Source organism: Knoellia altitudinis (genome assembly GCF_042666355.1).
GTDB classification, from domain to species: Bacteria; Actinomycetota; Actinomycetes; order Actinomycetales; family Dermatophilaceae; genus Knoellia; species Knoellia altitudinis.
The window spans coordinates 496,730-520,637 of record NZ_JBHTDK010000002.1 but is presented as its reverse complement, the minus strand read 5'-3'; the positions used below and the strand labels follow the sequence as shown (position 1 = coordinate 520,637).

Sequence of the window (23,908 nt, the reverse complement as noted above, 5' to 3'; positions counted from 1 at the left end):
CACGACGTCGGGAACACCGCATCATGAGCATGGCCGGTTGGCAGGCGATCCAGAGCCTGAGCAAGGACGCGAGCGTCACGTCCAGGGAGCTCGCGCCCGGGACGGCTCGGCGCGTGCTGTCCTATGCACGGCCCTATCGGCGGATCATCGTCGCGTTCCTGCTCCTCGTGGTGGTCGACGCGCTGCTCATCGTCTCCACGCCGCTGATCCTCAAGAGCCTCATCGACGACGGGATCATCCCCCAGGACTCGGGGCTCGTCGTCCGGCTCGCCCTCCTGGTCGCTGCCCTCGCCGTCGTCAGTGCGGTCGTCACCCTGCTGTCGCGATGGCTCTCGGCGCGCATCGGCGAGGGACTCATCGTCGACCTGCGCACACAGGTCTTCTCCCACGTCCTGCGCCAGCCCATCGCCTTCTTCACCCGCGCCCAGACGGGTGCGCTCGTGTCGCGGCTCAACAACGACGTCATCGGCGCCCAGCAGGCCTTCACGTCGGTGCTCTCGAGCGTGGTGAGCAACGCCGTCTCGCTCGTCCTCATCATCGGTGTGATGGGACTGCTCTCGTGGGAGCTCACCCTCGCCTCGCTCGTCCTCGTCCCGCTCTTCCTCATCCCGGCGCGCACCATGGGCGGACGCCTGGCCGGTCTGGCTCACGACCAGATGGGGCTCAACGCCGACCTGGGCACCCGCATGACCGAGCGCTTCAACGTCGCAGGTGCGCTCCTGGTCAAGATCTACGGCAACCCGGTCGTCGAGAACCGTGAGTACTCCCAGAGGGCCCGCAGCGTCCGCGACGTCGGGGTGCGCATCGCCGTCAACCGGTCGGTCTTCTTCGTCGGGCTCACCCTCGTCGCGGCGCTGGCGACGGCGCTCGTCTACGGGTTCGGTGGGGTCATGGCGGTGAGCGGCTCGATCTCGGTCGGCACGCTGCTCGCCCTGACCGCCCTGCTCGCCCGTCTCTATGGTCCGTTGACGACGATCTCCAACGCCCGGGTGGACGTCATGACGGCGCTCGTGTCCTTCGAGCGCGTCTTCGAGATCATCGACCTGGAGCCGTTGGTGGCCGAGGCGCCCGATGCCACCGCGATCCCGGACGGGCCGGTCCGTCTGGACCTCGACCACGTCGGGTTCTCCTACCCGGCCGCCAGCGATGTCTCCCTCCGCTCCCTCGAGTCGGAGGCCAGCGGAGACCGCGAGGCCGGCTCGGTCGTCCTCGAGGACATCGACGCGACGATCGAGCCCGGCCAGCTCGTGGCGCTCGTCGGTCCGAGCGGCGCCGGCAAGTCGACCCTGACCGCCCTCGTCGCTCGCCTCTACGACCCCACGAGCGGGGCCGTGCGCATCAACGGCGCCGACCTGCGCACCGTCACCCTGGAGTCGCTGCGCGACACCGTGAGCGTGGTCACGCAGGAGGCGCACCTCTTCCACGACACCATCCGCACCAACCTCACGTATGCCGCGCCCTCGGCCACGGATGCCGAGATCGAGGCGGCACTGCGTGCCGCACGCGTGTGGGAGCTCGTCGAGCGGCTGCCGGCCGGACTGGACACGGTCGTGGGTGATCGCGGGCACCGTCTGAGTGGCGGTGAGAAGCAGCGCATCGCCATCGCCCGTCTGCTCCTCAAGGGACCACGCCTCGTCGTCCTCGACGAGGCGACCGCCCACCTCGACAGCGAGAGCGAGGTCGCGGTGCAGCGAGCCCTGGACGCGGCGCTCGAGGGCCGCACCGCGCTGGTCATCGCCCACCGGCTCTCGACGGTGCGTCACGCCGACGTCATCCTCGTCCTCGACGGCGGTCGGATCGTCGAGCGGGGCACGCACGCGGAGCTGCTGACACGGGGTGGGCTCTACAGCGACCTCTACACGACCCAGTTCTCCGATGACACCGTGACCACCCCGTCGCCCCGCGCCTAGTCCCTTTGCGCGAGCGGCACGGTCCCTTCGAGTCAACCTTGGCCGGTTCGCGGATTTCTCTGCGTAGCCCGGGCAAACGATGACTACGGGAGAGCGCGACCTGTGCGTCCCCCACGTCATTTCTTTGGAGGACTCATGGCACGGCACACAGCTCGTCGACTCACCAGCGCGGCTTTTGGTCTGGCCCTCGTCGGCGCCTCAGGCGTCGCGTTCGCTGGTTCGGCGAGCGCAGACCCCAACCCCAACGTGACGATCTGTCACGCAACCGGGTCCGAATCGAACCCGTTCGTCGTCATCACCATCGACGCTGCCGCCATCACGCAGCAGGGTCACGACACCCACCAGAACGACGAAGACGTCATCCCACCCTTCACCTACGTCGCCGAGAACTCTGGGGACACCGTGACCTTCGCCGGTCAGAACTGGGACGACAACTGGATGACCAACGGCGAAGGCGTGGCCCTGGAAGACGTCGACAAGGAGGACTGCGACGCTCCTGAGGAGCCCAGCGAGACGCCCACCGGGACGCCCACCGTGACGCCGTCCGAGACGCCTTCTGAGACCCCGTCCGAGACGCCTTCGGAGACGCCTTCGGAGACGCCTTCGGAGACGCCTTCCGAGTCGACTCCGCCGGTTCCGACCGGTCCGGTCGTCGAGACCGACATCGTCGACCCGGCCGGCCCCAACCCTGCCCTCATCGGTGGCGGTGCCGCGCTCATGCTCGCCGGAGCGGCGGCCACCGCAGCCGTCGTCCGTCGCCGGGGTAGCCACTCCTGATGACGCGACGCCCTCTGCTCGCTGGGGGCGTTGTCGCCATCTCCGTCGGCGCGCTCCTTCTCTCCCTCGGCCTCAGCCGGGGGAGGGAGGGGGCGCCCTCGCTCGCGTCCGAGCCGGCGACGGTCACGTCGACAGCTCCCACGACGAGTCCCTCCTCGACCGCTTCGACCCCCACTGCTTCGGCGACACCGTCGCGGACCTTCACGCCCACACCGACGAGCACCCCATCGCTGACGCTGACTCCGAAGAGCAGCCCCACCCCCAAGCCGGCCCGCACGGCGCCGCAGCCCACGAAGCCCACGAAGAGCTCCCGCCCCAAGGTCTCGCAGCCGTCGGTGACGTCTGGTCTGCGTCTGCGCGTGCCCGACATCGGGCTCAACACCTCGATGCGTTCTGGCGGGGTGAGCTCGTCGGGCAAGATCAACCCACCCGCGGGCACAGCGATGTGGGTGCGCGGTTACGGGCGGGTCCAGCCGGGCAGGGTCGGCACGGCCGTGGTGGCGGGTCACGTGGTGGCGTCCGGCAATGATGACGTCTTCGCCCGGCTGTCCTCCGTCCGGGTGGGCGACAAGGTGGTCGTCACCTCCGGCTCGGTCACTCGGACCTACGTCGTCAGGCGGGCCGCCGTCGTCAAGAAGTCCGCGCTCACCCGCGACGCCGACGTCTGGGGTCAGAACTCGTCACGGCGCCGGATCGTGCTGATCACCTGCGACGACGAGCTCGGCTATCGCAGCGACGGGCACCGCGTCGCGAACTACGTCGTCGTCGCCGACGCCGTCTGAGCTGCTGTCCGGGACTACTGACCAGGTGGTGGCGGGGTAGCCGCCCCACGTCTCGAGTCAGTAGTCCTCCTCGTCCCAGATGCGGACCTTCCTGGGTCTCTGGGCCCGGCCCGGCTGCTCCTCCCGCAGCTCCCGCCTCAGCCCCAGCCAGATGAGCAGCAGCCCGACGGGCATCGAGAGCCACCACTGGAACGCGTAGGCCTGGTGGGGCCCCAGGCTCCGGTCGGGTTCGGCCAGCCGGGCGGGGCGTAGGGGTGCTGACCCGTCGGCGGACAGCTCCGAGTCCAGGACGACGTAGCCGTCGAGGACCTTGTTGCCCCAGGCCCGTTCGACGTCGGGCAGGCTGATGCTCGCGACCTGACCGGCTGGCAGCCTCTTGTCCTGGGTGCCTTCGGCAGGGCGGACCCAGCCGACGACGTCCACCTCACCCTGCGGGGCCGGGGGGACGTCGGGGGCGACCGCGGCGCCGCGGTCGGAGTTCTGCACCCAGCCACGGTCGACGACGACCGTAGACCCGTCGGGGAGGGTCAAGGGTGCGAGCACCTCGTAGCCGAAGACGCCGTTGTTGGGCCGGTTGCGCACGAGCAGCTGACTACCGGCATACGTTCCTGTCGCCGTGACCTTCGTCCAGTCGTCCCGGGCCCGATCGACCGGCCGGTCCGTCAGGACCTCGCGCACTGGGACCGGGTCGGCACGGTAGTGGGCGTCGAGGAGGGCGTTGCGCTCGAGCTTGAACTCGTGGCGGCCGTACTGCCAGTGGCCGAGCTGGAAGGCGCCCACGGCATACAGGACCGCGAGGGCGAGTGCACCCAGCCAGCGCGGGGTGAACAGACGCCGAAACACCCTCGTCACGCTACCCGGCATACCCTGAGGACATGGCCACCGCCCCGATCACCGCCCGCCTCCTCGACCAACACGGTCGAGTGGCCCGAGACCTGCGTGTGTCGGTGACGGATCGCTGCAACCTGCGGTGCCGCTACTGCATGCCGGCCGAGGGCCTGCCGTGGCTCGCGAAGCCCGAGATGCTCACCGACGACGAGCTCGTCCGGCTCGTGACGATCTTCGTCGCCCTGGGCGTCGAGCAGGTGCGGCTCACCGGTGGCGAACCCCTGCTCCGGCGCTCGCTCACCGACGTCGTGGCCCGGATCGCCGCGCTCACCCCTCGCCCACGGATCGCCATGACGACCAACGGCATCGGACTCGACCGGCTGGCCGCGCCACTCGCCGCCGCCGGGCTGGACCGGGTCAACATCAGTCTCGACACCGTCGACCCGGCCGAGTTCGCCGACCTCACCCGACGTGACCGCCTGGCGGACGTGGAGGCAGGCCTCGAGGCCGCCCGTGAAGCCGGCCTGGTGCCCGTCAAGGTCAACGCCGTCGCCATGCGCGGCATCAACGACCACTCGGTCGCAGACCTGCTGGGCTGGTGCCTCGAGCGCGGCTACGAGCTGCGCTTCATCGAGCAGATGCCTCTCGACGCGCAGCACGGTTGGGACGCCAGCACCATGATCGGCGCCGACGAGATCCGAACCCGCCTCTCCGAGCGGTTCACCATCACGCCACTCCCGCAGGCCGAGCGGGGGAGTGCTCCTGCCGAGCGGTTCCTTGTCGACGGTGGTCCTGCCACGGTCGGCATCATCGCGAGTGTCACCGCGCCGTTCTGTGGGGCGTGCGACCGCACCCGGCTCACCGCGGACGGCCAGGTGCGCAACTGCCTCTTCTCGCAGCGCGAGACCGACCTGCGCGGCCCGATGCGCGACGGGGCCAGCGACGACGAGCTCGCCGCCCTCATCACCGGCGAGATGTGGCGCAAGGCCAAGGGACACGGCATCGGCAGCGCCGACTTCGTGCAGCCGATCCGGCCCATGAGCGCCATCGGCGGCTAGGAGCCCTAGCCGGCGTCTGCAGGGATCTCGTCGACCGGGACCGTGTCGCGCAGGAAACCCCGCAGCGAGAGGAAGTCGCCCAGCGTCACCCGGTGCTCGTCGCAGCCGAGCCAGACCTTGCGCCGCTCGGCCGTGTGCAGTGTCGGGTTGTTCCAGAGCAGTCCCCAGGTCGCCTCCTGCCGGCAGTCCTTGGCGCTGCAGATCATCTCGCGGTCGAGGCTCACGGGTCGAGCTGTCGGCGGTGGGGGTCGCGCGGGGTGACGGCAGATACCCGGCCGGCGACGCGGGGCGAGCGGGCGTTGGCGAAGAGCACCGCGACATAGGGCAGGACCACGGCCAGGGCGACACAGGTCCAGCGGACCCATCCGGTCGTGACGACGGCGAGCACGAAGCAGCCGGTGCGGATCCCCATCGTGACGAGGTAGTGCTTCATCCGGGCGTTGAGGTCCTCCTCCTTGGAGGTCCGCGCACTCGTGACGGACTGCACCGTCGGTTCGCCTCGCTCGCGCCTGCTCACCTCGTCACTGTACGTCCGCCACCTGCGAGCTCCACCGGGCCACGGCGATGCGGGCTACCGGGCAGTAGTCCACTAGCGTCGGGCGCCATGAGCCAAGCACGCAACGTCCTCGTCACGGGGGGCAACCGGGGCATCGGTCTGGCCATCGCCAAGGCCTTCGTCGAGGGCGGAGACACGGTCGTCGTGACGAGCCGGGGCGGAGAGGCCCCCGACGGGCTCCGGGCGGTCACCTGCGACGTCACCGACTCGGCGTCGGTCGATGCGGCCTTCACCGCGGCGGAGGAGCTCTTCGGCGGTCCGGTACAGGTCCTCGTGGCCAACGCGGGCATCACCAAGGACGGTCTGCTCATGCGCATGAGTGATGCGGACTTCGACGCGGTGATCGACACCAACCTTGCGGGCACCTTCCGCTGCGTCCGTCGGGCCAGCACCGGCATGATCAAGGCACGTGGCGGTCGGATCATCCTCATCTCGAGCGTCGTGGGGCTCTACGGCGGACCGGGACAGGCCAACTACGCCGCGAGCAAGGCCGGGCTCGTCGGGCTGGCGCGCTCGGTGACCCGAGAGCTCGGCGGGCGAGGCATCACCGCCAACGTCGTGGCTCCCGGCTTCATCGAGACCGACATGACCGCAGCGCTGCCGGAGGCGACGCAGAAGACCTACAAGGCCGGCATACCGGCTGGCCGTTTCGCGCAGCCCGGAGAAGTGGCTGCCGTCGTGCGCTTCCTCGCCTCCGAGGAAGCGGGCTACGTCACCGGAGCGGTCATCCCCGTCGACGGCGGCCTCGGCATGGGTCACTGAACCGAACCTCCTCCCGACCGACAGACCCGACAGACCCGACAGACCCGACAGACCCGACAGACCCGACAGACCCCGCACCCCAGACCCATCCGACAAGGAGAACGACGCCGATGCTGCTCGAGGGCAAGAAGCTGCTCATCACGGGAGTCCTCATGGACACCTCGATCGCCTTCCACGTCGCCAAGCTGGCGCAGGAGCAGGGCGCCGAGGTTGTGCTCACCTCCTTCGGGCGGACGATGAAGATCACGTCGACCATCGCCAAGCGGCTGCCGACCACGCCGCCGGTGGTCGAGCTCGACGTCACCGCCGCCGAGCACCTCGACACCCTGGCCGAGCGGCTCGGCGAGCACGTCGACCACCTCGACGGCGTGCTCCACTCGATCGGCTTCGCGCCGCAGGGTGCCTTCAACTTCCTCGAGGGCACGTTCGACGACGTGGCCACCGCGATGCACGCCTCAGCCTTCTCGCTGAAGTCCCTCGCGGTCGCCGCCCTGCCGCTCATGACGCCGGGTTCGTCGGTCGTGGGGCTCACCTTCGACGCGAAGTTCGCCTGGCCGGTCTACGACTGGATGGGGGTGGCGAAGGCGGCGTTCGAGTCCACGAACCGCTACCTCGCCCGCGACCTCGGACCCAAGGGTGTGCGCTGCAACCTCGTCGCTGCCGGCCCGATCCGGACGACGGCCGCCAAGTCGATCCCCGGCTTCCAGACGTTCGAGGACTCGTGGGGGCAGCGCGCCCCCCTCGGGTGGGACGTCAACGACGCCGTGCCCGCGGCGAAGGCCTGCGCCGCCCTGCTGTCGGACTGGTTCCCCGCGACGACGGGCGAGATCGTCCACGTCGACGGCGGGGTGCACGCGATGGGCTTCTGAGCCCGTCACGAGAACTAGGCTCGCTGGGTGACCAGCGACCTCCACCTCACCCCTGCCGTGACCGCCACCGAGGTCCGCGTCCTCGAGGGCCCCAACCTCTACTTCCCCAGGCCGGCCGTCAAGGTCACCCTGGACCTCACGGCATACCTCGAGGCCGACAAGGACACCGTCCGCAGCGTCGCCCGCACGGCCGGCCTCGGCGCGATCCAGGCAGGGGCCCCCGGCACCGAGCAGCGCCAGCGCGTCATCGCACGGCTGGCCGAGCGCGCGGTGCGTGCCGTCTCACGCGCCTCGGGCACCGGTCGGCTGGGGGTTCGCTCCCGCCCCGGGGGGGACCGCTCCGTCGTCGTCGTGTCCTTCGTCTGGCGTCGACGTGGTCCGGCGCAGGCGCTCGGGGAGTCGGTGGCGCCCGTGCTCGCGGCCTGGCTCGTGGGCCGCGACGTCGTGAAGGAGCAGGCACACCTCGTGCGCGAAGCGCCAGATGGTCCGGCCGCTCGCATCGTCACGCCCCAGATCCCGGTCGCGTCCATCACCGGGACCAATGGCAAGACGTCCACCACCCGGCTGCTGGCGCACATCGCCATGACGGCCGGACGGCACACGGCCTGGAGCTCGACCGACGGCGTCGTCGACCACGGCACCATGATCGAGCCGGGTGACTTCTCCGGACCGGCCGGCGCGCGAGGCGTCCTGGAGGCGCCCGGGGTCGAGATCGGCATCCTTGAGACCGCCCGCGGCGGGATGCTCCTCAAGGGTCTGGGCGTCTCGCACAACGACGTCTCCGTCGTGACCAACGTGACCGCGGACCACCTCGGCCTGCACGGCGTCGACACGGTCGACCAGCTCGCCGAGGTCAAGGCCATCATCACCCGCGCCACCAGGCCCGAGGGCTGGACGGTCCTCAACGGCGACGACCCGCGCGTCTGGGCGATGCGCACCGGCTCGCCGGCCAGGCCGTGGGTCTTCACCCTCGACGCCAACTCGCCGGCCATCCGGGAGGCGCTCGGCCTCGGTGGCCGAGCGATCACCGTGCTCGACGACCGCGTCACTGTCCTCACCGACTCGGGCGTCCCGGACCGGCTCGTGTCCGTCGTCGACATCCCCATGACGATCAGCGGGCTCTCCCGCCACAACGTCGCCAACGTGCTGGCCGCGACCGCAGCGGCGCTCGGTCTCGGGATCGACCGGGCCGACGTCATCGAGGGGCTGCGCACCTTCCGCCCCGATGCCGAGCTCAACCCCGGCCGGATGAACACCTACACGGCTCCGGCAGGCCAGGGCGGCAGCTGCACGGTGGTCGTCGACCTCGCCCACAACGAGGCCGGGCTGGACGCGCTGATGGATGTCGCCGAGGGGTTGCGCCAACCCGGCTCACGCATCCACCTGGGCCTCGGTGCCGGGGGGGACCGCACCGACGAGATCCTCGAGAACCTCGGCGAGATCGCGGGTCACCGCGCCGACCATGTCGTCGCGGCCCACAAGGCGCACTACCTCCGAGGTCGGACCATGGAGGACCTCGAGGCCCATCTCCGCATCGGGCTGCAGCGGGCCGGTGTCGCCGACGTCGACTCCCACGAGACCGAGCTCGGCGGGCTGAAGGCCCTGGTCGAGGTGGCCCACGACGGCGACGTCGTCGCGATCATGTGCCACTCAGAGCGTGAGGCGATCTATGCCTGGCTCGCAGAGATCGGCGCCGTCGCCGACTCGGCGTCGTCCATCCGGCGCAAGGTCATCCTTGCGCGCGGTGAGCACGAGGCCGAGGAGGCGATCGCGGCGCTGTGGGAGGACGAGGACGTGGAGCGGCGGATCGCCACGGGCGCAGCCCTGTATGCCGCGTATCCCGGGGACGCTCGCATCGCCTACGAGTACGGCGGCACGTTCGACTCCGCCGGGCAGGAGGAGCGGGCGGTCGAGCTCTATCGCGAGGCTCTGGGCGGCGGCCTGCGAGAGCCGTACCGTCACCGCGCCGTCATCCAGCTGGCCTCCTCGCTGCGCAACGTCGGGAGGCACGAGGAGGCCGTCGGACTGCTCGACGAGCTGGCCCTGGACCGCCCGGACTCCATCGGCATCGCCGGCTTCCGCGCCCTGGCCCTGCACTCTGCCGGGCGTCCCGCAGAAGCCCTCGGCAGCCTGCTGGCGGCCGTCGCCCACGCGAGCATGGACGACGACGTCCTGCGCTACCGACGCTCGCTCACGGCCTACGCGCAGGAGCTGGCGCCGCCACCCGAATGACGGTCGACGGGTGGCCCTCAGCTCGCGGACTGCCCGTCGTCGTCGGAGTCGTGCTCGGCGAGGTCCTGGTCGGTGGCTTCCTCGCCGCTCACCTGTGCCTCGGCGGAGAGCGTCGTCGGGTCGAGGTCCGGGTCGGCGAGCGAGTCGGCCGTGTGCGTGCCCGGCTGGGCCTGCTGGGTCATGGTCTCGAGCTCGTTCATGACGACGCCGTGCTGGTCGACGCAGACGACGACGATGTCGCCGGGGTTGGCGCGGGCCATGACGTGGCGCACGGCCGACAGCTCCTCGGTGACGACCTCGACCTGACGGCAGCGGGTTCCCTCGGCCATGGCCGCCTTGGCGCCTTCGGCGACGAGACCTGCGGTCTCGGCTCGCTGGCGACCCCGCAGACCGACGTCCTCACGGACGACGAGGACGTCGAAGTGCTGCGCGGCGATGGCGCCGAGCTCACGCATGTCCTCGTCGCGCCGGTCACCCGCCGTGGCGATGACGCCGAGGCGTGAGATCTTGCCGAGCTCGCTCGCGCCGGCCTTGGCATCGGCGTAGCGCTCGACGAAGTCGCCGAGCACCTTCATGGCGGGGGCGTTGTGGCAGTAGTCGACGATGACGTCGACGTTGTTGACGCTGATCTGGTTCATGCGACCGGGAGAGAGGTAGTAGCTCGTCGAGAAGGTGCGCAGCCCCTGGCGGATCTCGTGCAGCCCGGTGCCCATGGCGAAGGCGGCTCCCGCGGCGGCCATGGCGTTGGCGACGTTGAACATCGCGGTCCCGCCGAAGGTGGCGGGCAGCAGGTGCGTCCAGGCGAGCTGCATCGAGCGGCGGCCGTGTCGGATGACGATCATGTCGCCCTTGTCGGACGGCTCCAGCACGACGGCGCGGCCCCCGCGGCGGCAGTGGTTGTCCACGAACTCGCGAACGGATGACCCGGGAGAGGACATGGTGAACCACACGATGGAGCCGGAGCAACGTCGGCGCATCCTGCGCACCAGGGGGTCGTCAGCGTTGAGCACGGCAAAACCGTTGCGGGGGACCGCTTCCACGATGACGGCCTTGACGTCGGCCAGCTGTTCGACGGTGTTGATGCCGCGCAGGCCGAGGTGGTCGGGCGCGACGTTGGTGACGACGGCGACGTCGTTGCGGTCGTAGCCCAGGCCCTCACGCAGGATGCCGCCGCGGGCAACCTCCATGACGGCGAAGTCGACGCGGGGGTTCTGGAGCACCATGCGGGCCGACTTGGGTCCGGACGCGTCAGCCTTGAAGACGAGCCGCTCGTCGACCACGATGCCGTCGGTCGAGGTCATGCCGACCTTGCGGCCGACGCCCTTCATGATGTGGGCGATCATCCGTGACGTCGTCGTCTTGCCGTTGGTGCCGGTGACGGCGACGATCGGCACACGCGACGGCGATCCGGGCGGGAAGAGCAGGTCCACGACGGGCTTGGCGATGAACTGGGGCTCACCGATCGTCGGGTGGGTGTGCATCCGGAAGCCGGGTGCCGCGTTGACCTCGCAGATCGCGCCGCCGGTCTCGCGGACCGGCGAGGCGATGTCAGGGCAGATGAAGTCGATGCCGGCGACGTCGAGCCCGACCATGCGGGCGGCCTCCTCCGCGATCTCGACGTTGTCGGGGTGCGCGTCGAAGGTGCGGTCCACGGAGATGCCGCCGGTCGACATGTTGCCCGTGAGGGCGAGCTTGACCATCGTTCCCTGCGGGGGGACATCGTCCATCGCGAAGCCCTGCTCCCGGACGAGGCCCTCGGCGTTGCGGTCGACCTTGATGCGGGTGAGGACCTTCTCGTGGCCCACGCCACGTCGGGGGTCGGCGTTGGTGATGTCGACGAGCTCGGTGACGGTGTGCTCACCGTCTCCGACGACGTGCGCCGGCACGCGCTCGGCGATGGCCTGCATCCGGCCGCCGACGATGAGGCAGCGGTAGTCCTTGCCGGTGATGAACGACTCGACGATGACGTGGCCGCGCCGGGACTGCTCGCGCGCCACCTCGAAGGCTTCGCGCACCTCGTCGTCGGTGGTGATGTCGAGGCAGACGCCACGTCCGTGGTTGCCGTCGAGCGGCTTGAGAACCACCGGGAAGCCGATGCGCCGGGCGGCCGCGACGGCGTCCTCGGGGCCACGCACGGTCTCCTGCTTGGGCACCGGCAGACCGGCCGACCCGAGCAGCTTGGTCGTCAGGTCCTTGTCCGAGGCGATGTCGACCGCCAGTGCTCCGGTCTTGGACGTCATCGTGGCGCGGATGCGCTGGGCGTGAACCCCCTGACCCAGCTGGACGAGGCTGGCGCTGTTGAGCCGGATGTAGGGGATGTCGCGGCTGACCGCCTCCTCGAGGATCGCCGCGGTCGACGGCCCGAAGGCGGTCCGCTCGGCGCGACGCAGGAACGCCTCGAGAGCGCTGTCGAAGTCGAACCCCTCCTCGGCCCGGACGAGGTGGTTGACGAGGCGCACCGCGAGCTTGCCGGCCGCCAGGCCCACACCCTCGTCGGAGTAGCCGTAGACGACGTTGTAGCGGCCCGGGTGGCCCTTGACCTCACGGGTCTTGCCGCGGCGCTGGTCGTGACCGGCCTCCTGCTGGAGCTGGAGAGCGATGTGCTCGCTCACGTGACCGAGCCAGGTACCCTCGCGCAGCCGCTGGACGAAACCGCCCCTCACCCCCCGTGAGCAGGTGTGGTTCTCGATGCCGGGCAGGAGCTGGAGGAGCTGGTCGGTGAAGCCGTCGAGGAGGTCTGTGGGGTACTGCTCGAGGATGCCCAGGTCCACGATGAGGTGGACGGCCGGGTCGTAGGACCAGATGTTGCCGCCGCGGTAGACCCTCGACTCGACGATCGTGAGCTCGGGCGCGGCAGGGCCGGTGGGGGTGGGGCGGTCCTCGGTCATCGGACTCCTCGGTGCTGGCAGGGGTGGTGCAGGGTGCGGGTGCTGCGGCTGGTGCTGTGGGGCGGGAGCGCTCCGGCCAGGAGTGCTGTGGGCGCCCCTAGGCCTTGGCGGTGGCGAGGCCGATCGCGACGTCACCGTGCTGCTCGACGAAGTCGACGAGGGTGGCCGTGGGGAGGTCGAACGTGGCTCCGGCGGGGAGGTTGTGGATGACGGCTCCGGACACGAGCAACGGTGCTCCGCGCCGGGCGTCGGGAGCGTCCGTCGTCACGTCCCGGCAGTCCATGACGATGACCCCGCCACGACCGTGGACGGTGAACCGCGTTCCGTCGCTGACCTCGATCGCGGTGTCCTCGTCGATCCCGATCCCGAGCAGGCTCGGGGAGGACGCGACGACGGACAGCAGCCGCCCGTAGCGGGAGCGCTGGGCGAAGTGCTGGTCGACGATGACTCCCTTGAGGAGGCCGATGCCCGCACTGACCTGGCTGGCTCGTTGCACGGGGGTGAGGCCCTCGTCACCCATCGAGATCATGAACTCGCTCATGATCGAGGCGCCGGCCGACGTGCCCGCCACGACCGCGCCGCGCGAGTGTGCGCGGTGGAGCGCGTCGCCGAGCGGAGTGCCGGGGAAGAACTGGGACAGGCGGAGCTGGGACCCACCGCTCATGAAGATCCCGGTGGCCTGGTCGAGGAGGGCGACGGCACGGGGGTCGTGTGCCTCGCGTCGCGACTGCGGGTTGACGACGTCGACGGCCTCGACACCGAAGCGGTTGAAGACCTCGGTGTAGGACGCCACCACCTCGTCCTGGAACGAGGACGCGGTCGGGATGACGACGACGCGGGACTGCCGACCGCCACTGATCCGGACGAAGCGTCGCAGCAGCGCTGCCCGTCCGACACGGTCCTCGGCGCCGCCGATGATGAACAGCGTGGGTGTCGTGGAGGGGTAACGGGCCATTGGTCCAGCCTAGGAGGTGTCAGCCGTGCTCGACGGCAGGGGCGTGTGTCGGTGTGCCGTCGGCGTCGTCGGCCTCCTCGATCTCCTCCCGGGTGATCCCGAGGAGGTGGAGCACCGCGTCGAGGTAGGGCACGTTGACGGCGGTGTCCGCCTGCTCGCGGACGAGCGGCTTGGCGTTGAAGGCGATGCCCAGGCCGGCCGTGCCGAGCATGTCGAGGTCGTTGGCCCCGTCGCCGATGGCGACGGTTCGGGACAGGGGCAGCCCGGCGTCCTCGGCGAACTCGCGCAGCGCGCTGGCCTTGCCCTGACGATCCACCACTGCGCCGAGCACGCGGCCCGTGAGGCGACCGTCCTCGACCTCGAGTCGGTTGGCCCGGGCGTGGTCGATGCCGAGCTCGTCGGCGATCGGCTGGACGATCTCGATGAAGCCGCCGGAGACGAGGGCCACGGTGAACCCGAGCCGCTTGAGCGTGCGGACGAGCGTGCGTGCACCGGGCGTGAGGCGCACCGCCGCCCGAACCTCCTCGAGGACGGCGACGTCGAGACCCGCGAGGGTGGCGACGCGGGCGTGCAGGCTCGCGGCGAAGTCGAGCTCACCGGCCATGGCCCGTTCGGTCACGGCAGCGACCTCCGCCTCTCGACCCGCGTGCCGCGCGAGGAGCTCGATGACCTCGTCCTGGATGAGCGTCGAGTCGACGTCCATGACGACCAGCCGTCGACCGCGCCGGGCCAGACCTGCGGGAGACACGGCGATGTCGACCCTCTCGTGGGCAGCGACGAGCGACAGCTCGCGGCGCAGGGCGCCGAGGTCAGCCCCGCTGACGTCCAGCTCGAGGGTCGTCACGGGGTAGCGCGAGAGTCGGCGGATGCGGTCGATGTTGGCGCCGTGGGCGGCGATCGAGCGAGCCACCGCGGCGACGCCCTGCGACCGCAAGGGAGCACCCAGCACGACGACAGCAGCCCGCCCGGTGGGGCGCTCGCGGTTGTCACCCCGTCCCTTGGACATGCTCACGCTGAGGCCCAGCTCGTCCGCGACGCCGTCGACCACGCCACGCAACGCCTTGGCCGCGCCACCGGGCTCGAGCAGGACGGCGAGCGTGAGCTGACCCCGCACGACCACCTGCTCGAGGTCGAGCACCACGGCACCCGTCGGGGCGACGGCGTCGAACAGGGTGCTGGTCACCCCCGGCCGGTCCTCGCCCGTCAGGGTCACGAGGAGCGTGGACGGGAGCTCGGGCGTCGGCCCGTCAGGGGCCGGTCGGGTGGTCACGGGATCAGGCTAGGAGTTCACCGCGTCGCGCCACGCGAGGAGGTCACGGACCGGACCGAGGTCGTGGTGCGGACCACTCAGTCCGGTGGTGAACAGACGCGTGCCGACGGCATACAGGGCGTCTGCTCCGGCGGCGTAGTCCTCGACGTCCTCGGGGAAGCGACCGGGGCGGGGACTGACCCCCGCCGAGCGGATGATCGACGAAGGGTCGCGACCCACGCGGCCACACCAGTCGTCGAGCACGGCGTGCTTGTGGGCGATCGTGTCGGCGTCGCCGAACCCGTGCCAGATGTCGGCCTGCTCGGCGACGATGCGCAGCGTCTTGCGCTCGCCACCACCGCCGATGAGCATCGGGATCTTCCGCGTGGGAGCGGGGTTGAGCTTGCCCCAGCGCTCCTTGATGAGGGGCAGGTCACGGTCGAGCGCGTTCAGTCGTCCACCGGCAGAACCGAACTCGTAGCCGTACTCGTCGTAGTCGCGCTCGAACCAGCCCGACCCGATACCGAGGATGAGCCGCCCCTCGCCGCCGCGAGCGGAGATGTGGTCCACGGTCCTCGCCATGTCGGCCAGGAGCTGTGGGTTGCGATAGGAGTTGCAGGTGACGAGTGCGCCGATCTCGACGCGCTCGGTGGCCTCGGCCCAGGCCGCGAGCATCGACCAGCACTCGAAGTGCGCGCCGTCGGGGTCACCGTTGAGCGGATAGAAGTGATCCCAGTTGAAGAGGACGTCGACGCCCATCTCCTCGAGCGTCGCGCAGGTGCGTCGGATCTCGGCGTATGCCGCGTGCTGTGGCTGGACCTGTACGCCGATGCGCGCTCGGCTCACGACCCGAGCACCGTGCCCTTGCCGACGACGGTGATGCCGGAGTCGGTGACGGTGAAGCCGCGGGCCCGGTCCTGCTCGGCGTCGAAGCCGACGGAGGTGCCTTCGGGCAGGCGGACGTTCTTGTCGATGATGGCGCGCCGCACCCGGCAGTTGCGGCCGACGTCGACGCCGTCGAGGAGGACGGAGTCGTCCACCTCCGAGTAGCTGTGGACGCGGACGTCGGGGGAGACGATCGAGGAGTTCACGCGGGCGCCGCTGATGATGACGCCCGGGGAGACCATCGAGTTCAGCGCCTCACCGAAACGACCACTCGCACCGTGGACGAACTTGGCCGGCGGGTAGGGGCCGTAGCTCGTGAACAGCGGCCAGTCGTAGTTGTAGAGGTTGAAGATCGGGTGGATCGAGATGAGGTCCATGTGGGCGTCGAAGTAGGAGTCGAGCGTCCCGACGTCACGCCAGTAGCCCTTGTCGCGCTCGGTGCCGCCGGGGATGACGTTCTTCTTGAAGTCGTAGGTGTAGGCAGCACCCTGCTTGACGAGCGCCGGGACGATGTCGCCGCCCATGTCATGGGTGCTGTCCGGGTCCTCTGAGTCGCGGGTGACGGCCTCCTGGAGGACGTCGGCGTCGAAGACGTAGTTGCCCATCGAGGCGAGGATCTCGTCGGGGGAGTCGGGCAGCCCGTCCGGGTTCTTCGGCTTCTCGAGGAAGGCCTTGATGCGCGTGTGGTCGTCGGCCTCGACCTCGATGACCCCGAACTGGGCGGCCATGTCGATCGGCTGCCGGATGGCGGCCACCGTCACTCCGGCACCGGACTCGACGTGCTGGTCGACCATCTGGGAGAAGTCCATGCGGTAGACGTGGTCGGCGCCCACGACGACGACGATGTCCGGGCGCTCGTCGGTGATCGTGTTGAGGCTCTGGAAGATCGCGTCGGCACTGCCTTGGTACCAGGACTTGTCGATGCGCTGCTGCGCCGGGATCGGCGCGACGTAGTTGCCGAGCATCGTCGACATGCGCCACGTCTTGGTGACGTGCCGGTCGAGGCTGTGCGACTTGTACTGCGTCAGCACGACGATCTTGAGGTAGCCGGAGTTGACGACGTTGCTCAGGGCGAAGTCGATGAGGCGGTAGATGCCCCCGAACGGCACCGCTGGCTTGGCCCGGTCGGCGGTGAGTGGCATGAGTCTCTTGCCCTCTCCACCTGCGAGAACGATGACGAGCACCTTGGGTCCACCGCTGCGGTATGCCATGTCGCTCAACCTAGTGGAACGAGCACCAGAATGTGACCGGCGTCTCGCGTCGGGCTCGGCACGTCGCTAGGGTCAGGGCGTGCGCGTCGACATCCTCAGCAAGGAGTACCCACCCACGATCTACGGCGGGGCGGGGGTGCACGTCGCCGAGCTGACCAGAGCTCTGCGCGAGCGTGGCGACATCGACGTCCGCGTACGCGCCTTCGGCCCTCCTCGTGACGAGGAGGGGACGACGGGGTATGCCGACCTGCCGGCTCTCGAGGACGCCAACCCGGCGCTCGTGACGATGGGCGTGGACCTCGCCATCGCGGCTGACTGCGCCGGCACCGATCTCGTGCACTCGCACACCTGGTACGCCAACTTCGCCGGGCACACCGCCTCGCTCCTCGAGGGTGTCCCGCACGTCGTCAGTGCGCACAGCCTCGAGCCGATGCGTCCCTGGAAGGCCGAGCAGCTCGGTGGTGGCTACCGGCTGTCCTCGTGGATCGAGCGGACGGCATACGAGGGCGCTGCGGCCGTCATCGCGGTGAGCGACGGCATGCGCAAGGACGTCCTGCGCAGCTATCCGTCGATCGACCCGGCCAAGGTGAAGGTCGTCCACAACGGGATCGACAGCGACCTGTGGAAGCGGGCCGAGGACCCGGACACGGTGCGCCGCCACGGCGTCGACCCCGACCGGCCGAGCGTCATCTTCGTCGGACGGATCACCCGACAGAAGGGCCTGCCCTACCTCCTGCGGGCGGTTGCCGAGCTCCCGCCCGAGGTGCAGATCGTGCTCCTCGCGGGCGCGCCCGACACTCCCGAGATCAAGGCCGAGGTCGAGCGGCTGATCGATGACCTCCGCCAGACCCGGGACGGCGTCGTCTGGGTCCCTGAGATGCTGCCGCGCGCCGAGGTCATCGCCTTGCTCTCTGCCGCAACGGTCTTCGTCTGCCCGTCGGTCTACGAGCCGCTCGGCATCGTCAACCTCGAGGCCATGGCCTGCGACCTGCCCGTCGTGGCCACCGCGACGGGCGGCATCCCGGAGGTCGTCGTCGACGGCGAGACCGGCTGGCTCGTCCCCATCGAACAGGTCCAGGACGGGTCGGGCACGCCAGTCGACCCCGACCGCTTCGTCGCCGACCTCGCGAACGCGCTCAACGCTGCCGTGTCGGACCCTGACCGGGCGGCGCGCTTCGGCCAGGCCGGTCGCGCCCGCGCGGTGGAGTCCTTCTCCTGGTCACGCATCGGTGACGAGACCCTGACGGTCTACCGCGACGTCCTGGGGTGAGCGACGGCGACGACGCCCGCGTTCGTCGCATCCACGAGTGAGCGTTCGGCCACGCGACGCAGCTCGCGCAAGAGGTCGAGCCGCCGCTGCTGCGTGTAGCCGTCCAGCGCGTCCTGGGGTCCGTCCAGCCCTGCCGCCGCGGCGGTGCTGATGGCGGCGGCGAAGGTGATGGCGCGCAGGGTCTGGCCGGGCAGCTCCTCCGGCAGCGCCCACGATCCCGGCCGTGGCACCGCCTCACGGGCCGAGACCGCGTCGAACGGCTGCCCGCCGAGCTCGTCCAGCTGCGCGGTCGTCTCGAGGACGGTCGTCGTGAGCAACCGGGTCGACTCGCGCGGGTCGAGCGCCTCGACACGGTGGACGGGCACGGGGTCGCAGTCGTGTGCGGACCAGTCGAGCCGGGTACCGGAGTCGGCCCTCGTGGCCCCGGGAGGGCCGAAGGTCGACCAGGTCGGAACGAGGAGGGCGCCCAGACCGGGTGCGATCACGCACTCCTCGGCGTCCACGGCTGCGGCCCGGGCATCGGCGCCGCACCGCGGGAGGCTCGTGATGTCACCGCTCGTCGGCAGGGCCACGAGGACCGTACGCTCGCCGAGGTCGTGCCACAGGTCGAGGGTGCGTACCCCCGACCCCACGGCATCGACGTCGGGCAGGGCCGACTCGATGGCGCTCTCGAGGGTCTCGCCGCGAGTCCACGCGGAGGTGACCCAGAGGGCGAGCCGAACGGAAGCGGGCAGCTCGGGCATGCCGTCATCGTAGGCACGCCCGGGTCAACTAGGGTTCCCGTCATGAGCGATGTGCTGGCGCTGGCGGGGGTGACCGTCGTCCGCGGCGGCGCGACCCTGCTCGACGACGTCGACTGGGAGGTCGAGGAGGGGCAGCGCTGGGTCATCCTCGGTCCCAACGGGGCGGGCAAGACGACGCTGCTGCAGCTGGCCTCGGGACGGATGCACCCGACGTTGGGGGTCGCCGGTGTCCTCGGTGAGGTCCTCGGTGCGGTGGACGTCTTCGAGCTCCGGCCGCGGATCGGACTGGCCTCGGCCTCGTTGGCCGAACGCATCCCCGGGGGTGAGCGCGTGGGCGACGTCGTCGTGACCGCGTCCTACGGTGTGGTCGGTCGGTGGCGCGAGAGCTACGACGCCCTCGACCATGCCCGTGCCGGTGAGCTGCTCGGCGCGCTCGGTGCCGGCCACCTCGTGGACCGCACCTACGGCACGTTGTCCGAGGGAGAGCGCAAGCGCGTCCAGATCGCGCGTGCCCTCATGACCGATCCCGAGCTGATGCTGCTCGACGAGCCCGCCGCCGGCCTCGACCTCGGTGGCCGCGAGGACCTCGTCGCCCGGCTCGGCACCATCGCGGGCGACGTGACGGCACCCGCGCTCATCCTCGTGACCCATCACGTCGAGGAGATCCCGCCCAACTTCACCGATGTCCTCCTCCTGCGCGAGGGCCGCGTCGTGGCCCAGGGGCCGCTCGAGATCACCCTCACCGCCGAGAACCTCAGCGCCACTTTCGGGTTGCCGCTCGAGCTGGAACGGCGGGGATCCCGGTATGCCGCGTGGTCCCGTTGAGGACGCGGTGACCGGCACCCGTCGCCTCGTGGGATCGTTGTCCTGACAGAGGCCGTCGAGGACGACGGCACGAAAGGGGAATGTCATGGAGTGGCTCACCGACAACCCGTGGCTGGTCTGGGTGGGAGTGGCCCTGATCCTCGCTGCGGTCGAGGCGGCGACGGTGGACTTCGTCTTCGTCATGCTCGCCGGCGGGGCGCTGGCCGGCGGGCTCGCGGCCGGCCTCGGCGGCAACGCCACCGTCCAGGTCATCATCGCCATCCTCGTCGCAGGACTGCTCCTCTTCGTCGTGCGCCCGATCGTCAAGCGCAAGTTCACGCAGGGCGAGCACGACCACAGCATCGGCGCGTCGAGTCTCGTGGGACGTGAAGCCCGGGTGCTCCAGACCGTCACCGACACCGACGGCCGGATCAAGCTCGCCGGGGAGACGTGGTCGGCCCGGGTCGCTGAGGGCTCTGAGTCCCTGCGCCCCGGCGACGACGCTCGTGTCATCGCCATCCACGGCGCGACGGCCATCGTCGCGGCCGACCGCCACTGACCACTAGGGGATCTCATGATCGAACTCATCATCCTGGGCCTGCTGCTGCTCTTCGCAGTGATCGTCATCATGCGCACCGTGCGCATCGTGCCGCAGCAGACCGCGCTCATCATCGAGCGGCTCGGGCGCTACAACGCCACGCTGGAGGGCGGCATACATTTCCTCGTGCCCTTCGTCGACAAGGTGCGCGCCAACATCGACCTGCGTGAGCAGGTCGTGTCGTTCCCGCCGCAGCCGGTGATCACCAGCGACAACCTCGTCGTCAACATCGACACGGTCATCTACTACTCCGTCATCGACGCCAAGTCCGCGGTCTACGAGATCGCGAACTTCATCCAGGGCATCGAGCAGCTCACCGTCACCACGCTCCGCAACGTCATCGGCTCCCTCGACCTCGAGCAGACGCTGACCAGCCGCGACCAGATCAACGCGCAGTTGCGCGGCGTCCTCGACGAGGCGACGGGCAAGTGGGGCATCCGCGTCAACCGCGTCGAGCTCAAGGCGATCGACCCGCCCATGTCGATCCAGGAGTCCATGGAGAAGCAGATGAAGGCCGAGCGTGAGCGGCGCGCCATCATCCTCACCGCCGAGGGCGCCAAGCAGTCCAACATCCTCACGGCCGAGGGTGAGAAGCAGAGCCAGATCCTGCGTGCCGAGGGCTCGGCCCAGGCCCGTGTCCTCGAGGCCCAGGGTCAGGCCCGCGCCATCCAGCAGGTCTTCGACGCCATCCACCGCGGCAAGCCGACCCAGAAGCTGCTCGCCTACCAGTACCTCCAGGTCCTCCCGCAGATCGCCCGCGGCGACTCCAACAAGATGTGGATCATCCCCAGCGAGCTCACCGACGCCCTCAAGGGCATCGGCGGCATGCTCGGACGCAACGAGGGAGGCGGCGGCAACGGTGGCGGCTTCAGCGACGACGACGCCGAGCCGTGGGAGCCGACCGAGGAGATGAAGACGGTCTTCGACGACACGGTGCTGGCCGACCCGGCGCAGGCCCTTGCCGAGGCCCGTGGCGAGGCGGGTGAGGCCTCCCGCGAGGCCAAGGACCACTCCCAGGTGCCGGTCCGTCAGCAGCCGCCGCTGAGGCCGCCCGCCGACGCCGTCCCGCCACGGACCCCGCAGGCGGACCCTGCCCCGCTGACCGAGCCCATCCCGGCGATGGACCCCGCTCCGCCGGCGGATCCGGCCCCGCCGACGGACCCCGCCCCGCCGCGCCAGAGCTGAGGTGGGCGCCGCCGAGGCAGCGCTCATCCTGGTCGCCGGCGTCGTTGCCGGCACGATCAACACCGTCGTCGGTTCCGGCACGCTGGTGACCTTCCCGACCCTGCTCTTCTTCGGGTATGCACCGGTCACGGCCAACGTCTCCAACACCATCGGGCTCGTGGCCGGTGGCCTCACCGGGTCGTGGGGCTACCGGCACGAGCTCCGTGGGACGAGGGCAACGCTGTTGCGGTGGGCTCCGATGTCGCTGCTCGGCGGAGTCGTCGGCGCGGGGCTGCTCCTCGTGCTCGACCCCGCGGCGTTCCGGGCGATCGTGCCGGCGCTCATCGGTCTCGGCCTGCTGCTGGTCGTCTTCGGACCTCGCATCACGGCGTGGACGACCGCGCGCCGCGGGGACTTCCCGGCGACAGCCCTGGACGAGCACTCGGCGCGCAGAGCCGCCCTGCTCATGGTCGGTGTCTTCGCCACCGCGATCTACGGCGGCTACTTCGGGGCGGCGCAGGGCGTGATCCTCATGGGCGTCCTCACGACGCTCACGAGCGCGAGCCTGCAGAGCCTCAACGCCATCAAGAACGTCCTCGCGACCATCGTCAACTCGGTGGCGGCCCTGACCTTCATCATCGTCGCGCCCGAGCAGGTCGACTGGCGCGTGGCCGGACTCATCGCTGCCGGCTCGCTCCTCGGTGGCGTCCTCGGCGCCCGGGTGGGACGTCGACTGCCGCCCACCGTCCTGCGTGCCGTCATCATCGTCATCGGTGTCGTCGCGATCGTGCGCATGCTCTGGTTCTCGTGATCGACTGGCCGCTCGTCCTCGGGCTGGGGGTCGCTCTCCTGACCGGGGCGTTCGTGCAGTCGTCGATCGGGTTCGGCATGTCGGTCGTGGCCGCCCCGTTCGTCGTCGTCCTCGCGCCAGACCTCATGCCCGGCGCCCTGCTGGTCACGAGCTTCTCGCTGCCCATCGTCCAGCTGTCCATGGCGCCTGTCGACATCGCGTGGAGGTCCCTGTCGTGGGCCCTGCTCGGGCGCCTGCTCCTCACTCCCGTCGGGGTCGCCGTGGTGGCGGTCCTCTCCGTGCGCTCGATCTCGGTCATCGTCGCGGTGCTCATCCTCCTGACGGTGGCGACGTCCCTCACCACCATCCGCATCCGCAACACACCGGTCACGGCGGGGGTCGCCGGAGGCCTCGCCGGCGTCTGGGGGACGGCGACGAGCATCGGTGGGCCGTTCCTGGCTCTCGTGCTGCAGCACGAGAAGCCGGACCGTCTGCGGGCGACCCTGGCCGCCTTCTTCCTCATCGGCTCGACCCTCTCGGCGGCAGGTCTCGTCCTCCTCGGAGAGTTCACCGACGAACAGCTCGTCACCGGGCTCGTCTGGATACCGTTCCTGCTGCTGGGGTATGCCGCCGCGTCACCCCTGCGAGCCCGCCTCGACACCGAGCGGCTCCGCCGAGCAGTGCTCGCCTTCTGTGTCCTGGCCGGAGTGAGCATCCTCGTGCGCGCATTCGTCTTCTGAGCGCGCACCTCCTAGCCTCACACCGTGCCGCAACGGATCACCGACCCCCACGACGACCGCGTCCGCGACTACGTCGCCCTCACCGACGTGGCGCTCCGGCGACGGACCGAGCCTGAGCGCGGCCTCTACATCGCCGAGTCCGAGAAGGTCATCCGGCGGGCGGTGGCGGCCGGGCACCGGCCGCGCTCCTACCTCATGGCGGAGCGCTGGCTCACGGACCTCAGTGACCTCGTCACGGACGCCGAGCGAGACGGCATACCCGTCTTCGTGGCCGACCACGACGTCATCGAGGGCTTCACCGGGTTCCACCTGCACCGAGGAACGTTGGCCTCGATGCAGCGCCCCGAGCTGCGCTCGGTCGACGAGGTCGTCGCGGACGCGCGACGGGTGCTCGTCATCGAGGACGTCGTCGACCACACCAACGTGGGTGCGATCTTCCGGAGCGCGGCAGCCCTCGGCGTGGATGCCGTGCTCGTCACGCCCCGGTGCGCCGACCCGCTCTATCGTCGCGCGATCCGCGTGTCGATGGGGACGGTGTTCCAGGTGCCCTGGACGCGCATCGACCCGTGGCCGGCGGGGATCAACGTGCTTCGTGACCGCGGTTTCACGGTGGCTGCCCTGGCCCTGTCCGACGACGCGATCGGTCTCGACACGCTCGCCGCCGACCCACCCGAACGGCTTGCGCTCGTCCTCGGCACCGAGGGCGACGGGCTGAGCCGTCGCACGGTCGAGAGCGCCGACCTCGTCGTCACGATCCCCATGGCTGGCGGCGTGGACTCCCTCAACGTCGCCGCCGCCGCCGCCGTCGCAGCATGGGCCCTGCGGGCCCGCTGACCC

The 23,908-nt window shown here is 70.3% G+C and carries 23 protein-coding genes; 14 read left to right on the top strand and 9 right to left on the bottom strand.

All coding sequences use genetic code 11. The features are described 5' to 3' along the window. Positions 1-23 precede the first annotated feature (23 nt). The 3 genes from ACFQW8_RS17255 (at position 24) to ACFQW8_RS17245 (ending at position 3,469) form a co-directional block, all read left to right on the top strand. Positions 24-1,910 (top strand): ABC transporter ATP-binding protein, encoded by a 1,887-nt coding sequence (locus ACFQW8_RS17255; protein WP_380089505.1) that lies wholly within the window; start codon positions 24-26, stop codon positions 1,908-1,910. Positions 1,911-2,045: 135 nt separating this feature from the next. Further along, the gene (locus tag ACFQW8_RS17250) at positions 2,046-2,687 is read left to right on the top strand and encodes a hypothetical protein (RefSeq protein ID WP_380089504.1); all 642 of its coding nucleotides are present in this window, start codon (positions 2,046-2,048) and stop codon (positions 2,685-2,687) included. After that, entirely contained in the window at positions 2,687-3,469 is a 783-nt protein-coding gene (locus ACFQW8_RS17245) for a class F sortase (RefSeq protein WP_380089502.1), read from the top strand. The genes ACFQW8_RS17250 and ACFQW8_RS17245 overlap by 1 nt, the downstream gene beginning before the upstream one ends. Before the next feature lie 57 nt (positions 3,470-3,526). Here ACFQW8_RS17245 and ACFQW8_RS17240 read toward each other — a convergent pair whose 3' ends face one another. Beyond that, positions 3,527-4,312 carry an SURF1 family cytochrome oxidase biogenesis protein gene (locus ACFQW8_RS17240; RefSeq protein WP_380089499.1) on the bottom strand — a complete coding sequence of 262 codons (786 nt, stop codon included), beginning with the start codon at positions 4,310-4,312 and terminating at the stop codon, positions 3,527-3,529. A gap of 32 nt (positions 4,313-4,344) precedes the next feature. On the opposite strand from ACFQW8_RS17240, the gene moaA reads away from it, so the two are divergent. Next, on the top strand, positions 4,345-5,355 hold the full coding sequence (gene moaA / locus ACFQW8_RS17235) for a GTP 3',8-cyclase MoaA (RefSeq protein ID WP_380089497.1): 1,011 nt from the start codon (positions 4,345-4,347) through the stop codon (positions 5,353-5,355). Between the two features lie 5 nt (positions 5,356-5,360). Here moaA and ACFQW8_RS17230 read toward each other — a convergent pair whose 3' ends face one another. Together ACFQW8_RS17230 and ACFQW8_RS17225 are read right to left on the bottom strand one after the other, a co-directional pair. Beyond that, a complete protein-coding gene (locus ACFQW8_RS17230; protein WP_380089813.1) occupies positions 5,361-5,561 on the bottom strand; it encodes a hypothetical protein in 201 nt (66 codons plus the stop codon). A 14-nt stretch (positions 5,562-5,575) separates the two neighbouring features. Beyond that, entirely contained in the window at positions 5,576-5,872 is a 297-nt protein-coding gene (locus tag ACFQW8_RS17225; RefSeq protein WP_380089495.1) for a DUF3099 domain-containing protein, read from the bottom strand. Positions 5,873-5,959: 87 nt separating this feature from the next. Here ACFQW8_RS17225 and fabG point away from each other — a divergent pair, with 87 nt between their 5' ends. From fabG to ACFQW8_RS17210, 3 genes are all read left to right on the top strand, one after another. Beyond that, positions 5,960-6,673, top strand: a complete 714-nt coding sequence (gene fabG, locus ACFQW8_RS17220; protein ID WP_380089494.1) for a 3-oxoacyl-ACP reductase FabG — start codon at positions 5,960-5,962, stop codon at positions 6,671-6,673. A 110-nt stretch (positions 6,674-6,783) separates the two neighbouring features. After that, on the top strand, positions 6,784-7,542 hold the full coding sequence (fabI, locus tag ACFQW8_RS17215) for an enoyl-ACP reductase FabI (RefSeq protein ID WP_380089492.1): 759 nt from the start codon (positions 6,784-6,786) through the stop codon (positions 7,540-7,542). A 27-nt stretch (positions 7,543-7,569) separates the two neighbouring features. Next, a complete protein-coding gene (locus tag ACFQW8_RS17210; RefSeq protein WP_380089490.1) occupies positions 7,570-9,774 on the top strand; it encodes a tetratricopeptide repeat protein in 2,205 nt (734 codons plus the stop codon). A gap of 17 nt (positions 9,775-9,791) precedes the next feature. Here the strand turns inward: ACFQW8_RS17210 and cphA are convergent, their stop codons facing one another. From cphA to glgC, 5 genes are all read right to left on the bottom strand, one after another. Beyond that, the gene (cphA, locus tag ACFQW8_RS17205) at positions 9,792-12,662 is read right to left on the bottom strand and encodes a cyanophycin synthetase (protein ID WP_380089489.1); all 2,871 of its coding nucleotides are present in this window, start codon (positions 12,660-12,662) and stop codon (positions 9,792-9,794) included. 97 nt (positions 12,663-12,759) lie between these two features. After that, positions 12,760-13,617 (bottom strand): cyanophycinase, encoded by an 858-nt coding sequence (locus ACFQW8_RS17200; protein WP_380089487.1) that lies wholly within the window; start codon positions 13,615-13,617, stop codon positions 12,760-12,762. A 19-nt stretch (positions 13,618-13,636) separates the two neighbouring features. Then, positions 13,637-14,887 (bottom strand): phosphoserine phosphatase SerB, encoded by a 1,251-nt coding sequence (gene serB / locus ACFQW8_RS17195; protein WP_380089485.1) that lies wholly within the window; start codon positions 14,885-14,887, stop codon positions 13,637-13,639. Between the two features lie 9 nt (positions 14,888-14,896). Further along, positions 14,897-15,712, bottom strand: coding sequence for an LLM class F420-dependent oxidoreductase (locus tag ACFQW8_RS17190; protein ID WP_380089484.1), 816 nt, complete (start codon positions 15,710-15,712; stop codon positions 14,897-14,899). After that, complete coding sequence (glgC, locus tag ACFQW8_RS17185; protein WP_380089482.1) at positions 15,709-16,962, bottom strand: glucose-1-phosphate adenylyltransferase; 1,254 nt, start codon at positions 16,960-16,962, stop codon at positions 15,709-15,711. The genes ACFQW8_RS17190 and glgC overlap by 4 nt, the downstream gene beginning before the upstream one ends. 79 nt (positions 16,963-17,041) lie before the next feature. Between glgC and glgA the strand changes: the two genes are divergently transcribed. Beyond that, positions 17,042-18,232, top strand: coding sequence for a glycogen synthase (glgA, locus tag ACFQW8_RS17180; RefSeq protein WP_380089480.1), 1,191 nt, complete (start codon positions 17,042-17,044; stop codon positions 18,230-18,232). Here the strand turns inward: glgA and ACFQW8_RS17175 are convergent. Then, positions 18,211-18,975, bottom strand: a complete 765-nt coding sequence (locus ACFQW8_RS17175; RefSeq protein ID WP_380089478.1) for a hypothetical protein — start codon at positions 18,973-18,975, stop codon at positions 18,211-18,213. The two genes, glgA and ACFQW8_RS17175, sit on opposite strands and share 22 nt — an antisense overlap. 42 nt (positions 18,976-19,017) lie before the next feature. Between ACFQW8_RS17175 and ACFQW8_RS17170 the strand changes: the two genes are divergently transcribed. The 6 genes from ACFQW8_RS17170 to ACFQW8_RS17145 all read left to right on the top strand — a co-directional run bounded on the left by ACFQW8_RS17170 (position 19,018) and on the right by ACFQW8_RS17145 (position 23,905). Further along, complete coding sequence (locus tag ACFQW8_RS17170; RefSeq protein ID WP_380089476.1) at positions 19,018-19,800, top strand: ABC transporter ATP-binding protein; 783 nt, start codon at positions 19,018-19,020, stop codon at positions 19,798-19,800. Positions 19,801-19,885: 85 nt separating this feature from the next. Continuing rightward, positions 19,886-20,338, top strand: coding sequence for an NfeD family protein (locus ACFQW8_RS17165; RefSeq protein ID WP_380089475.1), 453 nt, complete (start codon positions 19,886-19,888; stop codon positions 20,336-20,338). 15 nt (positions 20,339-20,353) lie between these two features. Further along, entirely contained in the window at positions 20,354-21,562 is a 1,209-nt protein-coding gene (locus ACFQW8_RS17160; RefSeq protein WP_380089473.1) for an SPFH domain-containing protein, read from the top strand. Position 21,563: 1 nt separating this feature from the next. After that, entirely contained in the window at positions 21,564-22,352 is a 789-nt protein-coding gene (locus ACFQW8_RS17155) for a sulfite exporter TauE/SafE family protein (RefSeq protein ID WP_380089471.1), read from the top strand. Further along, the gene (locus tag ACFQW8_RS17150; RefSeq protein ID WP_380089470.1) at positions 22,349-23,071 is read left to right on the top strand and encodes a sulfite exporter TauE/SafE family protein; all 723 of its coding nucleotides are present in this window, start codon (positions 22,349-22,351) and stop codon (positions 23,069-23,071) included. Before ACFQW8_RS17155 ends, ACFQW8_RS17150 begins: the two co-directional genes overlap by 4 nt. Before the next feature lie 24 nt (positions 23,072-23,095). Beyond that, positions 23,096-23,905: a TrmH family RNA methyltransferase gene (locus ACFQW8_RS17145; RefSeq protein WP_380089468.1), complete on the top strand. Its 810-nt coding sequence runs from the start codon at positions 23,096-23,098 to the stop codon at positions 23,903-23,905. Positions 23,906-23,908: the final 3 nt, after the last annotated feature.

Coding starts and splice junctions, on each gene's coding strand:
- ACFQW8_RS17255 (WP_380089505.1), top strand. CDS start 24: ATGAGCATGGCCGGTTGGCAGGCGATCCAGAGCCTGAGCAAGGACGCG.
- ACFQW8_RS17250 (WP_380089504.1), top strand. CDS start 2,046: ATGGCACGGCACACAGCTCGTCGACTCACCAGCGCGGCTTTTGGTCTG.
- ACFQW8_RS17245 (WP_380089502.1), top strand. CDS start 2,687: ATGACGCGACGCCCTCTGCTCGCTGGGGGCGTTGTCGCCATCTCCGTC.
- moaA (WP_380089497.1), top strand. CDS start 4,345: ATGGCCACCGCCCCGATCACCGCCCGCCTCCTCGACCAACACGGTCGA.
- ACFQW8_RS17230 (WP_380089813.1), bottom strand. CDS start 5,561: ATGATCTGCAGCGCCAAGGACTGCCGGCAGGAGGCGACCTGGGGACTG.
- fabG (WP_380089494.1), top strand. CDS start 5,960: ATGAGCCAAGCACGCAACGTCCTCGTCACGGGGGGCAACCGGGGCATC.
- fabI (WP_380089492.1), top strand. CDS start 6,784: ATGCTGCTCGAGGGCAAGAAGCTGCTCATCACGGGAGTCCTCATGGAC.
- cphA (WP_380089489.1), bottom strand. CDS start 12,662: ATGACCGAGGACCGCCCCACCCCCACCGGCCCTGCCGCGCCCGAGCTC.
- ACFQW8_RS17200 (WP_380089487.1), bottom strand. CDS start 13,617: ATGGCCCGTTACCCCTCCACGACACCCACGCTGTTCATCATCGGCGGC.
- glgC (WP_380089482.1), bottom strand. CDS start 16,962: ATGGCATACCGCAGCGGTGGACCCAAGGTGCTCGTCATCGTTCTCGCA.
- ACFQW8_RS17175 (WP_380089478.1), bottom strand. CDS start 18,975: ATGCCCGAGCTGCCCGCTTCCGTTCGGCTCGCCCTCTGGGTCACCTCC.
- ACFQW8_RS17170 (WP_380089476.1), top strand. CDS start 19,018: ATGAGCGATGTGCTGGCGCTGGCGGGGGTGACCGTCGTCCGCGGCGGC.
- ACFQW8_RS17165 (WP_380089475.1), top strand. CDS start 19,886: ATGGAGTGGCTCACCGACAACCCGTGGCTGGTCTGGGTGGGAGTGGCC.
- ACFQW8_RS17160 (WP_380089473.1), top strand. CDS start 20,354: ATGATCGAACTCATCATCCTGGGCCTGCTGCTGCTCTTCGCAGTGATC.